Genomic DNA, 16,843 nt, shown 5'->3' with positions numbered 1-16,843 from the left:
CAGGATAATATGTAATGACGTACGATTTACTGGATGGGATATTAATGCGGTTTACATTAATGAAGTAATAGAGGGTTTCCGTAAAAAAAGACTCCCCTTTTTAGGAAGTCTCAATCGATATATTTAGTACAAACTTCTAATCAAAGCTTCCAACATTACAGGCATCTCTACAAATGCACTATCTACATGGAGTCGTTCAGTTTTTTGGTGAGCATCCTTACCAAATGGTCCAACATTCAAAACTGGACCTTTCAACTTCGCCATGTCGTTAAATGGAATGCTGTAGGTGTCTCCCCATACAGGTGTATTTTTTTCAAATGCCGTCCAGCCCTTACCTTCATCCTCATAATTCACATAACTTAAATCGCAAATTCCGTTGAAATAATGGATTTGATCAATTTTATTGTTAAACGATAAGCTTGATTGCTTCATCAATTCCACTGCATCTTTAATCAATGGATCATTGGAAGTGTTAACTGCTGGGTAGTAAGGTGGTGTGAATAGGATAACTGTTGCTGGTGCTAACTCCTGGCATTGGATCATCAAGTCATCTACAATACGAAGTGATTTTTCTCGGTCATCCCACTCCTCATTTGCTAGCGTTAGTTCTTTAAGATGTTCTACTTGTTCTGTTCCTAATTTTTTATATGCATATTCGAGTAATTCTTCATAGCGCAAAACCTTTACTTCCCCTATGCCCGTCACCTGCTCACGCTCACAAATCATGGAATAGTTTTCGTTCAATGCATGCATTGCCTCTTCTGCAACTTGCTCAAACAAATCCATCACTTCCGAAGCAGTACGTTTCAGTAAAAACACATTATATAATGCAACCGCACGGTAAGGTGTTTGCGTAGAATAAGACAGTTTCAGATCCTTCTGCTGCAATGAAACTGGTAGAGGCGTACTCTCCCCAAGATGCGACTCGCGGAATAGATTATTCCACTCCATCCGTTGGGTTAAAAAGGATGCGATATAATTTGCAGTCATGCCTTTCATAGGTTCTCCCACATGTGTTTCTTTCCCGTAAAACAAAGCGGCTGGCATGATTTTACCAATCGTACCTGTATATATATATTCTGCAATGTCAGTGGGATTTTGAGAAAATGAAGGTTCACTATTTAAAAATAGCTTATAGCTTAATCCGAACTCCTCACGTATACGCACTAAATGTGTAACTGCAGCACGCATACCAGCAGAATTGACTTCTTCATCTGGAACAGTAGTTAAAATAAGATTAATTGGCCACTGCTCAACACTCGCTTTTTCAATTAACTGCATATGTAGAGTAAGCCCCATCTTCATATCCATCGTGCCGCGACCAAACAAATACTTACCAGTTTCCAAATCAGTTCTAGCACCTTCAGGCAATTCTTCTGGATTCTCCATTAACTTTTTTGTTAACTCCTCTGGAAAATATGCAAGCGGCTCCAAAACACCATACTCTTCCGTTTGAACCGTATCAAAATGACTAATCAGCACTATTGTTTCAGTCGCTTCTGGGTGCTTGTATAACGCAGTTACTACTTGTCTACCAAGTCCCGCATCATGCATTTGTAATAGACTTGGATGATTTTGAAAATAGCGTAGTTCCCCTAGCTTTTTCACTAATTTTGGGGCAAACGCCCGCTCTCCCTCTGTTAACGTAATACTATCCCAGCTAACCAATTCACATAACAAAGCCCTTAGTTCCTCAGGTGTACCCCATAATTTGCCCATCATGATTTATCTCCTATCCCCTTCTATATTAACTATCTATTTAAAATATAGGGTCTACCCTATAAACTGTCAATCTATTTCGAATTTTTTATTATTGATACTTATTATTCCTTAAATTTTATATCAATAAATCGCAACTTTATGACGTCATTATTTCCATTTCAGTAGTATATATAATAAATTAGCAATAGTAATTAATCGGTATTAAATACTTACTTGAGTCAATTTCATAATTACTTGTTTCATTTAAAAATACGAATGTTTAATTAATACCACAAATATATTATTCGCTTTTTTAAAAGCGATCCCGTTGATTGAAGTGGCAGGCGGCGACTCCAGCGGGAACAGCGCGAGCTGAAAGCCCCGCAGGAGCATATGTTTTCGTGTGACGAGGAGATTGAAGCCGTGCCCTCGGAAAGCGTCCGCATAGAGCCGAAATCAGCGTTATTCGGATTTAACTATTTAATATTCTTTATGAAATTGATTCACTTTTATAAAAAAAAACAATTGTCCATGTCGACAATTGTTTTCTTTGTAATTCTATACATTATTTTAAGTTAGACCATTCTTTTTCTAACCAAGTTTTGAATTCGTCGCCTTTGTCACCTTCATACGTATCATATACATCGATACGCATTCTTTTTAACTTTGTTAAATATTCTTCAAAAGTATGATCCTTAGGTAAGCTCTTCTTAACACGAACAAACACTTTGTTTGCTCCTTTTACTAATTCAAACTTTTTACGCTTCGGTAATTGTGCTTCTTCTCCAAAATCTAAAAGACTTTGGAATGCAGCTTCTTGTACTTTGTAAACTGGATCATTTGCAAGGCGTGTTCTTAAAATGTCTTTCACCTGATTATGATTGTACATACCTAATTCAACTACTGCGTCATAGCGTGCCTTCCAGCTTGCAGTCCGATTGGCAGCTTTCTTCAGTTCCTCATAATTCTCTGGTAACTCAGTTTTAATAGTTTTTTTACTCATATGATTCAAACTCCTTTATATTCTCTAATTCAGTATTTTCAGCATCCCTTCATTATATACTACTTAAGTAGTATCACCTAATTTATTTCTATAAGAAGGTCTTCCTCATTAAGTCTCATAAACTATATACCCAATAAAACTATTTTCTATCTATTAAACTTTTTCAAGGCGAATGATATACTCCGTTAAAGGAGGGAGAATATTGCGTAATGCTGGTGAATTAAAAAAGTATAAATTTTACCTGAAGTTTAAAGGTGGTAATAATCTGATATTCGAAACGAATACAGATATCCGTACAGCTGAAAGGAACAAAGTGAATGGTGGGCTATTTGTAGATACCGAAAACAATTATACGATCAACTTAGCGCAATTGGAAAGTTTAAATGTCAAAATACTTCATTGAAAATACATAAGAATTACAATCTAACAGACTTCAAGCACATTTCGATTATTTGAAATGTGCTTGATGTTCTACTTTCATTTATTTAATCGTTGCTTTCTTAGCTTGCATCCTAACTAAAACTTCTAAAATCTCTGAAACAATGTCCAAATTTGTACTTTGTCTTCCTTCTAATAATTCCTTATTGTCCTGTCGAATCATCTTGAATGTCCAATTATTATTAGGAGATGTTAAAACATGCATACCTTCGATAACCCAATTGGCATCCTCTTTGAAAAATACCATTAGTCGATTATTATGTATCATACTTTTTAGCGCCGCATCCAATTGACTACTGATACGTTTCCAGTCTTCCCCTAAATTGATAGTTTCCAAGCTCTGCACATCTGTCACTGATCCGGCTTTCACCCAAGCATTGTATGCAGAAGGAGGAACAAAAATAGTTTCACTTACAGTGACAGAGTGCTTTTCTACACCTACTAGCATTCGAGGGTAAATGACATTATTCCAAACATGATCAGGCGCACCGTGAACGTATAACGTATATTCACTTTCTTCGTTTTCTTTACATTCCACTACATGGTCTTTGCTAAAGTAAAAATAACTTTTCTGATTTCCATCTTTCATAATCTCTACAACCATATTAGTACGCGACATGATCCATAAAGCATTACCGAAGTTTTCTTCTAATTTAATTTCCTTATCGACTAAATCAATAAGATTAAGCTCATGAAGTTTTTTATAGGTCTTCTCCCATATCCTTTCTATTTCGTATTTTGTTAGGTGTTCGAAGGGATTAGAAAAGCCTATTAAAGTTTTCGTATTTAACGTTTGCATCATTACAAAAATATCCTGTACTGTAAATGTTGGAATCATTCTTTTCCCTTCTTTCTTTTTTTCTTCTTCTTTTTCTGCTCCGTGTATCTGTCGCTTTTTGGCAATCCAAATTCAGGGAATCGATATTTTACTATATCTATATTTTTATTAATAAAGAAATATCGATGGATGTTAATCGTAAAAAAGCAGTACAAAGAGATAAAATGGAGATGCCGACTATGAATAGTATACTTAGAGCTGAATCTAAGTAGATAAAGGTATAATTGCAGCTAAGAAAAAAGGCAAAGAGAACGGCACTCCTAATATCGGTATTATTCCAACCACATAAAACAGTATTAGGAAATACCCAACTATACCACTTCTGTTTTCCTGGAGTGATTCTAGATTTAAATACGATAATTTAATGTGCTCTAATTTAGTATTATTCATATTAATCTCCCGTCTCAGGACAGATTATTTTTTTATATTCTTATTCATATTCTTCTTTTTCTTTCCCGTTCCACGTCTCTCAAGCATTGGTAACCCAAACTCTGGAAACATTCTCTTTACTATTTCCATATTTTTTTTTATGAAAAAATATCGGTGAATATTAATTGAAAGAAATGCGGTAAATAAAGATAAAATGGACAGACAAACAATGATTAATATGCTTATTCCCGAGCCTGTATAGACAACAGATAATATTATTTGCCCTAATATATAGGAAGCCCCTGCTATTGATGCCCAACCTACTGGAATAGAACTCTTTTGTTGTAACTTATAATATGTCTCATTATAAATAGCCTTCCAGTTCATCCAATTCATACCACCAATTAATAAGATGAACAATATTACATTAAATAAAAATGGAATCAAGCTATCTATTTCAAGATTTATATACAATAATTTTTGTATACTAACGAAATAGACGTAAGTATTGACGACACCATATACACCTAGAAATAAATAATAGGATTTTTCGTATTTATAAGGTGCTATTATATAAATAATTCCCCAAAATGTTATAAAAACTGTAGGAACAATAGCTACTAGGAAAAACGGAAGTGAGAATGGTAGCGCCAAAAGTGGAAGAATTCCAATTAAATATAAAAACACGAGGAAATTTCCGATAATACTCTGCTTATTTTGTTTCGGTGAGTCAAATTTCAAGTATGATGAAAAAGTATTAGTCATTCTATTATTTTCTATTGGAATTCTCTCCTAACTATTTGAACCAAGAAGATACAGAGTCGATAAGGCCTTTAGTCCCTATTTTAATAGCATCTCCAATTGAATCGTCTTTGCCATCATTATTTACATCAAAGATTTTTACCTCACTTAATAACGTAGTTACAACTACACCTGCAATTAACCCCGCTGTAGCACCAGCTACTACCCCAATTGGTCCACCAAACGCGCCGACTGTTGCACCTGCTTGTGCTCCAGCCCATGCTGATGCCGCCATTGAAGCACCTGCAACAGCAACATCCCCTGTAACATTGCCAGCTATTTGACTTGCCGATTCATCATTTTGTATACCATGTATAATGTCTCCACCCGCTGTAGCAAATACACCAATATACCCAAGCTTATTGGTAGAAAAACGAAACGTAGATTTTACACTGGTAGCTGGATCTACTCTTTTAAAAATCTTCTCATAGTTTGTAGCGCTTGCACCAGAATACGTTTTCTTTTTAACTCCAATCAATTCTGGTCTAGTAATCTTAATGACTGTTTTTGTAACATTCTGTTTTGTAGTCCGAGTAGTTCTTGTAATTCCGAAACCTTTGGAAGCCAGTCTTACATCTTTATATGTTGCATGGCCCGCTGTAGCAAACCCTAAAAAATTGGCTGCAGCATTTATAGGCTTCTTTTCCCAATCATTAATATCTAGTCCGACAGTGGTCATAATGCCTTCCCATAAATTCTTTTCTGTATAGGCAGGTGTTGATACTTCCACATTATTCTGTTCTACTCGTGGATCTGAAGCTAGCATATCTATTTGGTGCTGCAAATAGAATTGACCAATCGGTGTTGCATCCTGTACAGAATTCCAACTATCTGCCGGGAAGTTAACATCCGTTAATCCTTCTTCCATTAAATATTCAATATCTGTTAGCCATGCTTCCATATTTAACATGGCTGCCTCTATTAAAAGTAGCGCATTCGTTTGAGTCAAATCGAATTCATTTAGATCGGTAACCGTATTATCCCTAGATGTTCTTGCACTAGTTACGCCCTCCTGTACACCACTGTCATCTAAATGGGGCAGAGCAACTATATCAGAAACAGAATCCATAATGCTATTGGATTCATCTGTCAAACTAGTTGTTACTTGAGAAATTTCTGTTAAACCCTCTTCTACTTCTCCTTCCAAATACGCCTGGCGAATAAAGCCATTGGCATCTGGCTCTAATGCATCGAGTGCGGAATTCATAGTAGTAAGGGTTGTATTAAATAGAGAATTAAACGTCAAAAAGAAATGTAGAAAAGGTAAATGGCAATCATTATAGAACGATCTTATTGCATCTCCCCCCTCCCCTTTAAGCGTTTCCTCCATAGCTACTAAGCCTTGCACAGCGGTTTGGATTGCATTCATTTCTCCTTCAAGTCGAGAGAGCATATTAATATTACGCCCTATACCATCGTGAAACGGATGTACGTCTAATATTTTCATTGGGCTGCCACACTTGTTCCATTGATGGTACACTGCATAGCCGCTGATATTTTTTGATCAGACTCTTCCATAAAGTCAATTGAAGCGGAGGTAGTTTGTATATTTTGGGTTGATAATGTTTGATATTTTACAAGTAATTGGTCCAATTTTATGGATAATTCGTTGAACTTTGTAACGACATCTAGAGTATTACCCGTAATAGGCGGCTCTGCTTTTGGATTCAGCAAATCGACTGCACTAGTCATTTCTCCAATTTGATTTTCCACATCTGCATATACGATTTTAACTTCCGTAGACATAATGCTTTTCCTCCTTGCAAGTTAGTTTGCTTTCACTTGATTTTGACGTTCTTGCTCCGCTCTAAGATTTGCTATTATTTGTTCAATAGATGCAATTTCAGCAATCAATTCACTTATTTTCGCAGATATAGCACTAAACACATTAGAAAATTGACTTCCTGATATATCTACATAGCTGGTATGAATACCCGATTCTCTAATATCGTCAAACTTATCTGCATGAGTTCCCTGCCAAGTAGTGGCAGTAAGCTCTGGCTCTAAACATTTAGGTTCATTCGTATTAAATTCGGATTGTTTACCTTGCAAAGAAGACTGACATGTAGTTAATCTTTGCAGATCTTCCTTCTTTTTAGCTAATAAAGCAATATAATAACCAAGCATATACATTTCCTCCCTTTTTTCATTTGGCTGATTTAGTAGATTCAGAGGTACTAACTAATTTGGGTAAAAGGATAACAAATATTGCAATAATACCAATCCCTACTAATCCTAAAAATATAAAGGTCCTTATCTTTCCGCTAGAGGATTTCTTCTCTCCCATTGGGGAAACCGTTAACTCTGCTTGTTCAGTATCTTTAGCAGAAAACAGCTTTAACTCTGAGGACTTTGCTGTTACGGTACTTTTTTCCCCACGTTCAGCCGTTAAAAACAAGTAAGAAGTATCTCCTCTGTTAGGGAGTTTATTTCTTCCATCAAAATATATATCCACTTGCTTTTTAGGAATTGTATTTTTCATTTCAGTTTTCTTCTTATCATGCAGATAATCGGTGTTTTTCTTAAATTCTAGTTTTTGATAAATCATAGGATCCAAGTCTTCTGCTTTTTTTGGTTCTTCAGCAAGGACGATAAAAGCATTTCCAACGAGCAATAAATATAATATTGGAAACAAAAGACGTAATTTAACTTTCATACGCTTCATCTGCCACAGATGCTTTTAATCTATTATTTTTATTCATAAAATATGTGGTCGTTAGCATCGCTATTGCGATTACCGCTGTTATTACTGCACCCCATATAAAGCTGGTTTCAGGTTCATATTTGATAGACATATAAACGGTAGACAAAACATCTGGAATATTAATATCAGGTACAGCCAGTATTAATAGTGGAATAATGTATAAGCACATCAATGCCACACTAGCAAGCCAACCAACTGATTGTCCGAATTCTAATGCTACACGAATTATTGCTGCACCTGCTAGCAGTAATAAAATAGTAAAGATTGTCCATTCTAGTGCACGATGGTCATTTAAAATGTACATATAGATACTGTAGAAACTAATAATTAGACCAACAATTATGGACAATAAAGCTGTCATAGTAAGTTGAAGCCCAATTGAACCTTCTTTCATCTGATAAGAGAAATATCCGATTAACAAACTACTGATTAATAGAATGATAAACAAAATAACAGGTGGAACTTTCTCCATTTCATCAGAAACGACTGCTTCTCCTTTTACATCTAGTGGGTTCACGAAGTGATTAAATGCATATCCGTTTTCTTGACCATCTACATATGTATTGGCAAGAAATTCTTGAATATCATTATCGAATTCAGACATGACAGCCACATTCGTATCCCATTTTCCACTAAATTCATTCGAAGTGTCTTTTATATTGTCTGCTTTAACAGTTAAGTCGTTTGCATAATCTACTAAACTACTTTGTTTTTGTGATAAGGACTGAATCATTCCACTTAACGAAACTAATTGGTTCGTCACATTTTGTTGACCAGCCATTACTTCCCCTTCAGAAGTAGCTGCCATTGGCTCACCTGAAGGAATCATATTTGCTGGATTTTGGATTTGCGCGAGTAAAATATTTGCTTGCTTGTCAATAGAATTTAATTCATTGATCAACGATGCATGTTGCTGTTCTGCAGTTTCTTTATATCCCGACATAATCGCAGCAAACGTTGTACTTAAATCGGACATTCCTAGTTCAGTTTCAGGAATACTTTCCCCAACAGAAGTCCAACCCTCTAGCTCCAATTCGTTAATATCCACAACATTTTTCAGCAATGTTGTTAAAATTTCATCCTTCAACATAGCATCCTTATTCGCACTATCTCCTCCCTCATTGAGGGTGAATTCAAATTGTTCTAAAGTAGCGTAGTAGGATAACAAAGAACTTGTATCTGTTTTTGCTGCACCTTTTGCGAATAGCTCCTGCAGTCTAGCACGTTGATCGTCCGCCAAACTTGAATTAGCTAAAAGTGCCTCTTCTTTTTGTTTTATTTCCATACCTATACGAACCGTATCCGTTGGGTATGAATTGATAATTTGTTGAACTGATTCATACTCTCTGTAAATAGAGCCATAGTTTTCTAATAAACTCGCATATTCCGTAGAGGCATGTGAATAATCTGTAGTTCCTGTTTGTTTTGCACTAGCCCATGTTGCTTCTCTTTCAGCCAGTAGTGCTGGAATTGAACCCAATTCTGCTTGAAGCCTATCAATTTCACTTATAAAAGTGGAAGTTGGATCCGTTTCTGCTACTTTTGATTTTAAAGAAGTCAGTCCAGATAAAATACTATCTACCTTCGCACGTTCTTGTTCAAGGCCAAGTAAATTAGTAGAAGCTTTCTCCACTGCTTTTTGTTCTAGCTGTTCTTTAATAGAAACAAACTGATTTGGCTCTGTACCTACGGAAGCTGCTGCAAGAACTGCATTACCACTTTTCCCTGCTTCAATACCTTTTTCTAGATTAGATAAAATGGTGTTATTGTAACGATCGATCGCACTACCTTGCACTACTAGCAAGTCCGTAACTTGACGATCTACTTCATTTTTTCGAAGCTCCGATAATGCATTAAATTTTTCTTTATTGGTATCAATAATGCCATTCACTTTTTGAATTTCTTCATTTAATTGGTTATTACTATCCTCTAGCAGTTGTACAGACTGATTGAATTGCTCTGCTTGTGTTGCTGCTGCTGCGTGGATTTTAGCTAAACTATCATCTTGCACTTGCTGTAGTATTTGTCTTTGGGTATTCTGAAACTCCTTATATTGCTGTACATAGGTTATGAAATTGTTCATTTGTAATCCAAACGAATCGGCATTTTCAATACGACTAGTATGTGTATTATTTGCAGATCCGAGAGTTGTTTGCAATGATTCCATTTGATCCTTTTGTCTTAGCATTTGTTCAGCCAGTGTTTCTGATTCTGGCTTATAGTATGCTGACATAGCACTAAGAAATTCTGTTTCTTTTCCTAAAATACTTGTAAACTCTTTTTTAATATGATTCATTTCTTGTGCTATATAGCTCCAGTACAAAGTTGAAATTTTATCATTTACACGGTCTGTTGCTACTTCTATTTCATGCAAAACATGTTCCTTACGTAACCCTGTTTTCTGACGCTGCACCTGGTATGCAAACTCCGCTTTTTGGGGATTTTGTTCATCATAAGACATAATATTTCCCGAGAAATTGGAGGGAATATAAACAATTGCATCGTACTGGTTTGATTTTAAACCGTTCTCTGCTGCCCCCCGTCCCATTACTTCCCATTCATAATCCGAGTCCTCCGCCAAAATGGATACTACTTCTACACCCATTTGAACTGTTTCTGCATCCTTCGTTAAACCCATATCTTCATTTACAATAGCTATGGTACGTTTATTTGAGTTATTCAAATCGAGAATATTAACACCCATTAGTTGGAAAAAAATAATGGGAACAGCTAATATTACTAGAATTCCAGCACCGTATTTTAATAGTCTGGTATTTTTACTTGATTTCATTGTACAATCGTCCTCTCCAACTCACTTAAAGGAATCTTTACTTTTGTATCGTTCCCATTCAAAATATAATGTGCAAATCCAAGCGGAAGTTCCGCTTCTTTGCGCTCATACGCTACTGTAAACAAAGTTTGCTCCGACTTTTTCATGTACACGAGCGCCTGTCTTACAAGCTTCAACTCATTCGTGAAGGCATCATAACCTTTAGTGATTTCTGCATTATTACCAGACATAATGACATTGAAGCCTAAGTGAGCGTAACGCTTCATCAGTTTCGCTAATCTGTCCTGAAGGGTAATATCAGCTACTTGTAAGAATCTCGTATATCCATCGATGATGAAGTAAGAAAGCGTAATCTCTAAAGGATCTCCTTGTTGAATATTTTCGAGGTAAGCCTGTTCGATTTCCGAATAATATTGCTCTGTTCGTGTAATCCATTCTGCCAGATTCTCTTTCGTTTCCAGATAGTCAATTGCATCATAATCAGCAAATTTTGATAATCCTCTATCAAACGAATCAAATATAGTAATGAATCCTGTTTTTTGTTCTAACAGTGTGTGAAGCATCCAAGTTATCGTATTAGTCTTCCCTCTTTGAACCTGTCCAACAAGTAAACAATGACGATTTTTCTTAAAGTCAATGGAGATTGGTAGAACAGTATTTTCATCCAATCCAATTGGAACGATTCCATCCTTTTTCTTACCATCAAAGTAGAAGGAGAAGTTTGTAGATGTAAGCTCCAGTGGGAGCATCGGGATAGGTTTCGGATGACTATCTTCCTGGTGCTTAATTCGTAAACTTTTAACTTTTGCTTTGATGGACTCTAATACTTCATAGTCATCTGATCCACTCGCTGGTAAATAAATTTGCGCAAAATGGGTATCCTCTTTTTTCAGTATTGCTCTACCCGGGAATGGCTCTAAATCGAATGGTACTCTGCCAACTACTGTAAATGACTCTGTCGTATCCATTAAATAATGAACGATCTTCGTTTTTAAGTTATTCATTAAGGACTGTCGAACCGATTGAACTCTTGTCGCTGCCACGAACAAATAAATTCCGAGTGATTGACCATCCCGACCAAATTGAATCAGTTGTGCTTCTAGCTCTTCCATTTCTTCACGGACAATATCATAATTATCAACTACTATATACAGAAGAGGTAACGCCTGCGTTGATAACTTATTGTACATTTGGATGTTACTTACTTCTGATTTCTGGAAGGCAATTTTTCGCTTAGCAATCTCTTCTTTTATAAGCTTGACTAGTTTATCTCTTTTCAGCTCTTCATCGATTGTAAAATAATCTGCTGTATGAGGGAGCTGTCTAAGTGGTAATAATGATCCATTTCCATAATCGAGCAAGTAAAAGTTTACTTCTTCCGGAGACAGGTTTTCTGCTAGCCCCAATATTGTTGAAAGTAATGTATATGACTTCCCATAGCCCGAGGAACCGAATACTCCAAGATTTCCATCCTTTGTCCAGTTATATGCTACCGGTGACTGGCTTTGCTTATCTGGTTCATCGATCATTCCAATTGGGAATCCAGATTGACTAGTAGGAATATCTAGTTGCTTTTCAAGTCGTAAGGCTAATGGCTCTAACCAAGGACTTGCTACTTTTTGAATATTCATTTCAGCAGTTATTTCCGCAATTTTCCCTGTCACTGCCTCCATCTCCGTCATTCCACTTGAATTCTTCTTCACACTTGTAGCTATCCCAGAAAGTGGATACAATCCAAGATCAGTAACAATTGCTACATCCTCTTCTCCCTCTAACACCTCTTCCTTATAAGGGGCCCCGCTCCACGCTGACTGGAATAGTTCATACACTTCATTGTTTCCAACTTGTAAATAACCACGGCCAGTTACAGTAATAGAAGCGGCATCCCCATTCTTCAAAATTTCCTTACTATCCGATGCATCCTGTACCTTCAATGCAACTCGGAATCTCGCGTTACTCCAAATCTGTTCGTCTATAACTCCCCCAGGCTTTTGGGTAGCTAAAATAAGATGTACTCCTAAACTCCGACCGATGCGAGCTGTACTTACAAGTTCTCGTATAAATTCAGGTTCCTCACGTTTCAGCTCGGCAAATTCATCGGAAATGAGGAATAAATGAGGAAGTGGTTCCATCGCCATTCCTTCTTTATAAAGTGTCGTATAATCATCAATATGAGTAACGACGTACTGATCAAACAAACGCTGTCTTCGTTTTAGTTCACTATTTATAGAGGCAAGTGCACGCATACTAAAGTTTTTACTGCCTTCAATATTCGTAATCGTTCCCAACAAATGCGGGATATGCTTGAACGGCTGTGCCATTCCTCCACCTTTGTAGTCGATTAATAGAAAGGCTACTTCATGTGGGTGATAATGAACTGCAAGTGATAATATATACGTCTGTAGAAATTCACTTTTCCCCGAACCCGTTGTACCCGCTAACAAGCCGTGTGGACCATGTGCCTTTTCATGTAAGTTCAATGCCACAAGCTCATTTTTCCCTTTAAAACCTATTGGCACAGCAAGTGATTTTGCTGACTCGTTCATTGTCCAATTTTGTACTATTGGGACGTGCTCAATTTCTTTAACACCGAACATCTCTAGAAAACTAACCGAGTTTGGAATAGAATTTTTTATTCCTATTTGATGATTCAATGTTCGAAGCATTCGTGTAAATCTCTCGTTCGTAGCAGGATCAAATTCATCTAAGTTGAATGGGATATCTACAGCCTTGCCAGCCTCAATGAGAATATCTCCCTCGTGTTCGTTGACGTATCGAATAAGAGTGTGAACGTTTTCGGTCATTCTTTCCTGTGCCGATTCCGCGAAAATAACGGATATACCAAGGTCTTTTGTATTTTTGCTTTCTAAGTATTCCAAGATGACATGCTCAGCAAGCAATGAATAATTGGAAACGAAGAAAACTAAATGTGGCGCAAATATTGTTTTGCCCTTCTGATCATCTGTATCTCGCTCACGAATTATTTCATATAACGAAGACAATAATTGATCCCTAGTTTCCTCGTTATGTATCAATCCTCTTGCATGCATATTCGGCAGTTTAAAATGTGGTAACCATTTCATCCACTCAATTTCGGCATACTCAGCATGATTGAAAATATAAATAAATCTTGTATCATGATAGCTTTGAGAAAATGCCATTTGACCAATTATTTGCTGAAGCTCTCGCTTAATCACTGATTCTTTTCCAGTTAACCCTAAGATACCTTCGGATAATTTAGTTGTAATTGGTGCAGCAGGAATTTCTTTATAGACCTTTTCCATTCGCTGAGCTTGTTTGAGCAAATCATCTATTTCTCTATTCGCTAAATCACCTGAAGAAAGTTTAATTTCATAGCTAGATTTCACGTTTCCTGTTCCTAATCTAAACTCTAAAAAGTCATGACTATCTAAAGTTCTCTCCCAGATTCTACTAGATAAATCACTGGTCATTTGTTTCATCTCTTCAAAACTCGGGAAATGATAGTCCAACACTTTCTTTTGTTTCTCGGAAAGCTCATAAAGTTCTTCTCTCATGTTCTCTAAATACGCTTTATAGACTCGAAGGCGTTTTTCCGCATTCCGCTTATGCTTCTTTTTGTCACGGAAATATTGAACAGTAGAGGTAACTAGTACTGTTAAAAACATAGTAATAGAAATAATAACGAAAATTCCCCTAGGGATAAAAATTGCTACTAGTGCCATCACTACAAGCATCACCAGGGGTGGTGCGATAATGAGCCATAATCCTCTTCCAGAATCATCTGTTTCTTGAGTCGGAAATGTTAATGAAATTTTTTCATCTGGAAGATCATAAATCATTCTAGGCGTACGCCGATAATCAGGATACTTATGCAGAATTTCAGATTCAGGAACATCTATAATAGAAAGTTTCGTTGCAAAAGGAACAGCAGCAGTCACCTCTAGCAGGTCTTTTTGGAGTAATTTCATTTCCATAAAAGCCCACTGAAGCACATCTCCATCAGCTAGAATTGTATTAGATTCTACTATCTTGCCATTTACATATAAAGGACAGCCAAAGTCTTTCTTTATAATCCATCCATCTTTTATTTTGTTTAACGAAAAATGACCGGACTCAACTTTTGGAAAACTTGTTTTAAGTCTTTGAAATGTAGCAATTTCTAATTGGGTATCAAAGGAAACCTCATTATCAAAGTCTATATAGTATGTTTCCGAAGTTAGCGGAGTGGAGGTAATATACAAATGGAGCATTTTTTGTTTTTGTTCAATCGTAAGGCCCTCTTCATCAGTAAGCCTTCCAAATGGTTCATCTCCACTATAAACTGCTAGTCCAGCATCATCCCTTGTTAATGTAATAGGACCATTGACAAAGGGAAATGTCTGAATCGTAATATCATGTTCAATTGCTGGACCAATTGTGAAAGATGTAAAATCATTTTCAGGTACAGTTATTCGCTGATAATTTTCGGCGTAAAACAACCATAGTTGTTGCAATAGGTACACCTTCTTTCGAACCATTTTTATAATTCATCTATCCGTATTTTCTTATTTCTACTTCGGTTGTTCTGTTTGTTGTTCTTCTGCTTGTTTTTGTTCGAGTTCTTGTTGCTCTTTTTGTTTTTGTTCAAGTTCTTGTTTTTCCTTTTGTTGTTGTTCAAATTCTTGTTGTTCTTTTTGTTTTTGTTCTAATTCTTGTTTTTCCTGTTCTTTTTTCTCTAGTTCTTGCTGCTCTTGTTCTTCCATTTCTTCCATTAACTTTTCATATTCCTCTACTTCTTGATCAATTTCATTAAGTAATTCTTGCATTTCTTCACCGGTTATATCTTTATCTGCCTTCACTTCTTCTCTTCTTTTCAACAAACCATAGGTAATTAGCTCGCCATCCTCCATTGCTCTTGCGATATCAACAGCATTCTCTGCTTCTCCACGACCGAGATAAATCCAATATCTTAGATAATCTGCGTCGGTTTGTAATGTAATATTAGAAAGCACATTTTCTTTTTGTTCTTCATCCAAGCGTTCATTCGTAACAGATGAATAAGCAAGTTCGTAAAGAACGATATATGGCATAGACTTAACGCTATAAGGACTTAAAGTTGTAACTACTTGGCTGTAATTTTGACCGAGGAAGGATGCTTGACTATCGATGTATGCTTCGTTTTTTGGCTTTTCGTGTACAAAAAATATGATTGTAAATACAATTGCAGGAATAATAAGTACACCTAGCCCAACCGATAACCATTTGGTAACTTTCCATTTTTTTCGAGGAATCTTCACATTTTCTAGTTCTTTTACTTCTAAGTGCTCCATTTGCTGACTGATGAAGTCGAGTAAAGAATCACTTTCTTTCATGGCCATAATGGTAGCACCTGTTTCTTTGAGTTCGAGAATCTCCGAATACTTCAAATACTCTTCAAATGTGAAAGAGCCGTCTATTGCGGCTGCAACTACGGCTTTTGTTTCTAACCAGACGCGTTCATCATTTGCTTCAAAAGGCGGTAAACTGCCCAATACACCGTAATAAAGAAAAACAGGCTCCATTCCTCTGCTATACACAATATTTTCTGGGGACACGATTAAATTTAAACGAGGATATGGATGTGAGTTAACTTTTTCTACTAATTGGTATGCAAACATCCAACGAGACTTTTCATCCTCTTTTTGGATGTCATCAAATCGCCTAAAGGTCTCTGGGATATCAGCTTGAATAATAAGCTCGTTATCGGTTATCACTATATCTTTTTTAATTTTTGGATTAACTTCTTTTAGAAAAACAACTTCTTCTGTTCGCTTAAATCCCACTCTTTCTTTTTGAAAAACAAAAGTAGTTTTTAGGGGTTCTTCATTTATTTCTGCACCTATACGGTTTTTTAAGTATGTATGTGAATGATTGGCCATCTTTGTAGCTCCTTCAAATAATTTCAATTCGATCACCTGTCGTTATACCACAGTGGGCTAACGTCAAATGTCCAGGGAATATTTTATCTTTATTCACTACACGCACCCAATGGCCTTCGCGTGGAGTTTTAGATATAGAATTGGCCTGCCAGGCAATATCAATCATTTTTTTCATAGTATAATAATCAGAAAGTCTTAAATCTAAGACTTTTCCATCGTATTTAGAAAGATCTACTGTAATCTCTATATACACTCTCTCACCCCAATTAAGGAAAAAGCGCCTTCCTGGAGGAACGACGCTCTACTATTTGACATTCTA

General features: G+C 36.4%; 14 protein-coding genes. 1 reads left to right on the top strand and 13 read right to left on the bottom strand.

Annotated elements, in window-relative coordinates; all coding sequences use genetic code 11:
- Positions 1–123: 123 nt before the first annotated feature.
- Together MKY60_RS04575 and MKY60_RS04570 are read right to left on the bottom strand one after the other, a co-directional pair.
- Positions 124–1,722 carry a M20/M25/M40 family metallo-hydrolase gene (locus tag MKY60_RS04575; RefSeq protein ID WP_340928829.1) on the bottom strand — a complete coding sequence of 533 codons (1,599 nt, stop codon included), beginning with the start codon at positions 1,720–1,722 and terminating at the stop codon, positions 124–126.
- A gap of 544 nt (positions 1,723–2,266) precedes the next feature.
- Positions 2,267–2,704: a HEAT repeat domain-containing protein gene (locus MKY60_RS04570; RefSeq protein ID WP_090565236.1), complete on the bottom strand. Its 438-nt coding sequence runs from the start codon at positions 2,702–2,704 to the stop codon at positions 2,267–2,269.
- A 202-nt stretch (positions 2,705–2,906) separates the two neighbouring features.
- Between MKY60_RS04570 and MKY60_RS04565 the strand changes: the two genes are divergently transcribed.
- Positions 2,907–3,107, top strand: a complete 201-nt coding sequence (locus tag MKY60_RS04565; protein WP_340928828.1) for a hypothetical protein — start codon at positions 2,907–2,909, stop codon at positions 3,105–3,107.
- Between the two features lie 78 nt (positions 3,108–3,185).
- On the opposite strand, the gene MKY60_RS04560 is transcribed toward MKY60_RS04565, so the two are convergent.
- From MKY60_RS04560 to MKY60_RS04510, 11 genes are all read right to left on the bottom strand, one after another.
- On the bottom strand, positions 3,186–3,980 hold the full coding sequence (locus tag MKY60_RS04560) for a hypothetical protein (protein ID WP_340928826.1): 795 nt from the start codon (positions 3,978–3,980) through the stop codon (positions 3,186–3,188).
- A gap of 204 nt (positions 3,981–4,184) precedes the next feature.
- On the bottom strand, positions 4,185–4,370 hold the full coding sequence (locus MKY60_RS04555; protein ID WP_340928824.1) for a hypothetical protein: 186 nt from the start codon (positions 4,368–4,370) through the stop codon (positions 4,185–4,187).
- Positions 4,371–4,394: 24 nt separating this feature from the next.
- Complete coding sequence (locus MKY60_RS04550) at positions 4,395–5,036, bottom strand: hypothetical protein (RefSeq protein WP_340928823.1); 642 nt, start codon at positions 5,034–5,036, stop codon at positions 4,395–4,397.
- A gap of 109 nt (positions 5,037–5,145) precedes the next feature.
- Complete coding sequence (locus MKY60_RS04545) at positions 5,146–6,597, bottom strand: ribonuclease YeeF family protein (RefSeq protein WP_340928821.1); 1,452 nt, start codon at positions 6,595–6,597, stop codon at positions 5,146–5,148.
- Positions 6,594–6,896 (bottom strand): YwqI/YxiC family protein, encoded by a 303-nt coding sequence (locus MKY60_RS04540; protein WP_090565249.1) that lies wholly within the window; start codon positions 6,894–6,896, stop codon positions 6,594–6,596. Before MKY60_RS04540 ends, MKY60_RS04545 begins: the two co-directional genes overlap by 4 nt.
- A gap of 21 nt (positions 6,897–6,917) precedes the next feature.
- Positions 6,918–7,277, bottom strand: a complete 360-nt coding sequence (locus MKY60_RS04535) for a YwqH-like family protein (RefSeq protein ID WP_340928819.1) — start codon at positions 7,275–7,277, stop codon at positions 6,918–6,920.
- Between the two features lie 19 nt (positions 7,278–7,296).
- Positions 7,297–7,806 carry a type VII secretion EssA family protein gene (locus MKY60_RS04530; protein ID WP_340928818.1) on the bottom strand — a complete coding sequence of 170 codons (510 nt, stop codon included), beginning with the start codon at positions 7,804–7,806 and terminating at the stop codon, positions 7,297–7,299.
- A complete protein-coding gene (gene esaA / locus MKY60_RS04525; protein ID WP_340928816.1) occupies positions 7,796–10,645 on the bottom strand; it encodes a type VII secretion protein EsaA in 2,850 nt (949 codons plus the stop codon). The genes MKY60_RS04530 and esaA overlap by 11 nt, the downstream gene beginning before the upstream one ends.
- On the bottom strand, positions 10,642–15,144 hold the full coding sequence (essC, locus tag MKY60_RS04520) for a type VII secretion protein EssC (protein WP_445677981.1): 4,503 nt from the start codon (positions 15,142–15,144) through the stop codon (positions 10,642–10,644). The genes esaA and essC overlap by 4 nt, the downstream gene beginning before the upstream one ends.
- Before the next feature lie 33 nt (positions 15,145–15,177).
- Positions 15,178–16,551, bottom strand: a complete 1,374-nt coding sequence (essB, locus tag MKY60_RS04515) for a type VII secretion protein EssB (protein WP_340928813.1) — start codon at positions 16,549–16,551, stop codon at positions 15,178–15,180.
- A complete protein-coding gene (locus MKY60_RS04510; protein ID WP_093494092.1) occupies positions 16,538–16,777 on the bottom strand; it encodes an EsaB/YukD family protein in 240 nt (79 codons plus the stop codon). Before MKY60_RS04510 ends, essB begins: the two co-directional genes overlap by 14 nt.
- Between the last annotated feature and the right edge of the window lie 66 nt (positions 16,778–16,843).

This window comes from Psychrobacillus sp. FSL K6-1415, assembly GCF_038003185.1.
Classification (GTDB): Bacteria; Bacillota; Bacilli; order Bacillales_A; family Planococcaceae; genus Psychrobacillus; species Psychrobacillus psychrodurans.
The sequence above is the reverse complement of the archived record's forward strand: the minus strand, read 5'-3'. Positions and strand labels throughout refer to the sequence as shown.

Bases quoted from the DNA above. Each gene is read 5' to 3' on its own strand.
- essC (WP_445677981.1), bottom strand. From the start codon at position 15,144: ATGGTTCGAAAGAAGGTGTACCTATTGCAACAACTATGGTTGTTTTAC.
- MKY60_RS04570 (WP_090565236.1), bottom strand. From the start codon at position 2,704: ATGAGTAAAAAAACTATTAAAACTGAGTTACCAGAGAATTATGAGGAA.
- MKY60_RS04540 (WP_090565249.1), bottom strand. From the start codon at position 6,896: ATGTCTACGGAAGTTAAAATCGTATATGCAGATGTGGAAAATCAAATT.
- MKY60_RS04545 (WP_340928821.1), bottom strand. From the start codon at position 6,597: ATGAAAATATTAGACGTACATCCGTTTCACGATGGTATAGGGCGTAAT.
- MKY60_RS04560 (WP_340928826.1), bottom strand. From the start codon at position 3,980: ATGATTCCAACATTTACAGTACAGGATATTTTTGTAATGATGCAAACG.
- MKY60_RS04530 (WP_340928818.1), bottom strand. From the start codon at position 7,806: ATGAAAGTTAAATTACGTCTTTTGTTTCCAATATTATATTTATTGCTC.
- MKY60_RS04535 (WP_340928819.1), bottom strand. From the start codon at position 7,277: ATGCTTGGTTATTATATTGCTTTATTAGCTAAAAAGAAGGAAGATCTG.
- esaA (WP_340928816.1), bottom strand. From the start codon at position 10,645: ATGAAATCAAGTAAAAATACCAGACTATTAAAATACGGTGCTGGAATT.
- MKY60_RS04555 (WP_340928824.1), bottom strand. From the start codon at position 4,370: ATGAATAATACTAAATTAGAGCACATTAAATTATCGTATTTAAATCTA.
- MKY60_RS04575 (WP_340928829.1), bottom strand. From the start codon at position 1,722: ATGATGGGCAAATTATGGGGTACACCTGAGGAACTAAGGGCTTTGTTA.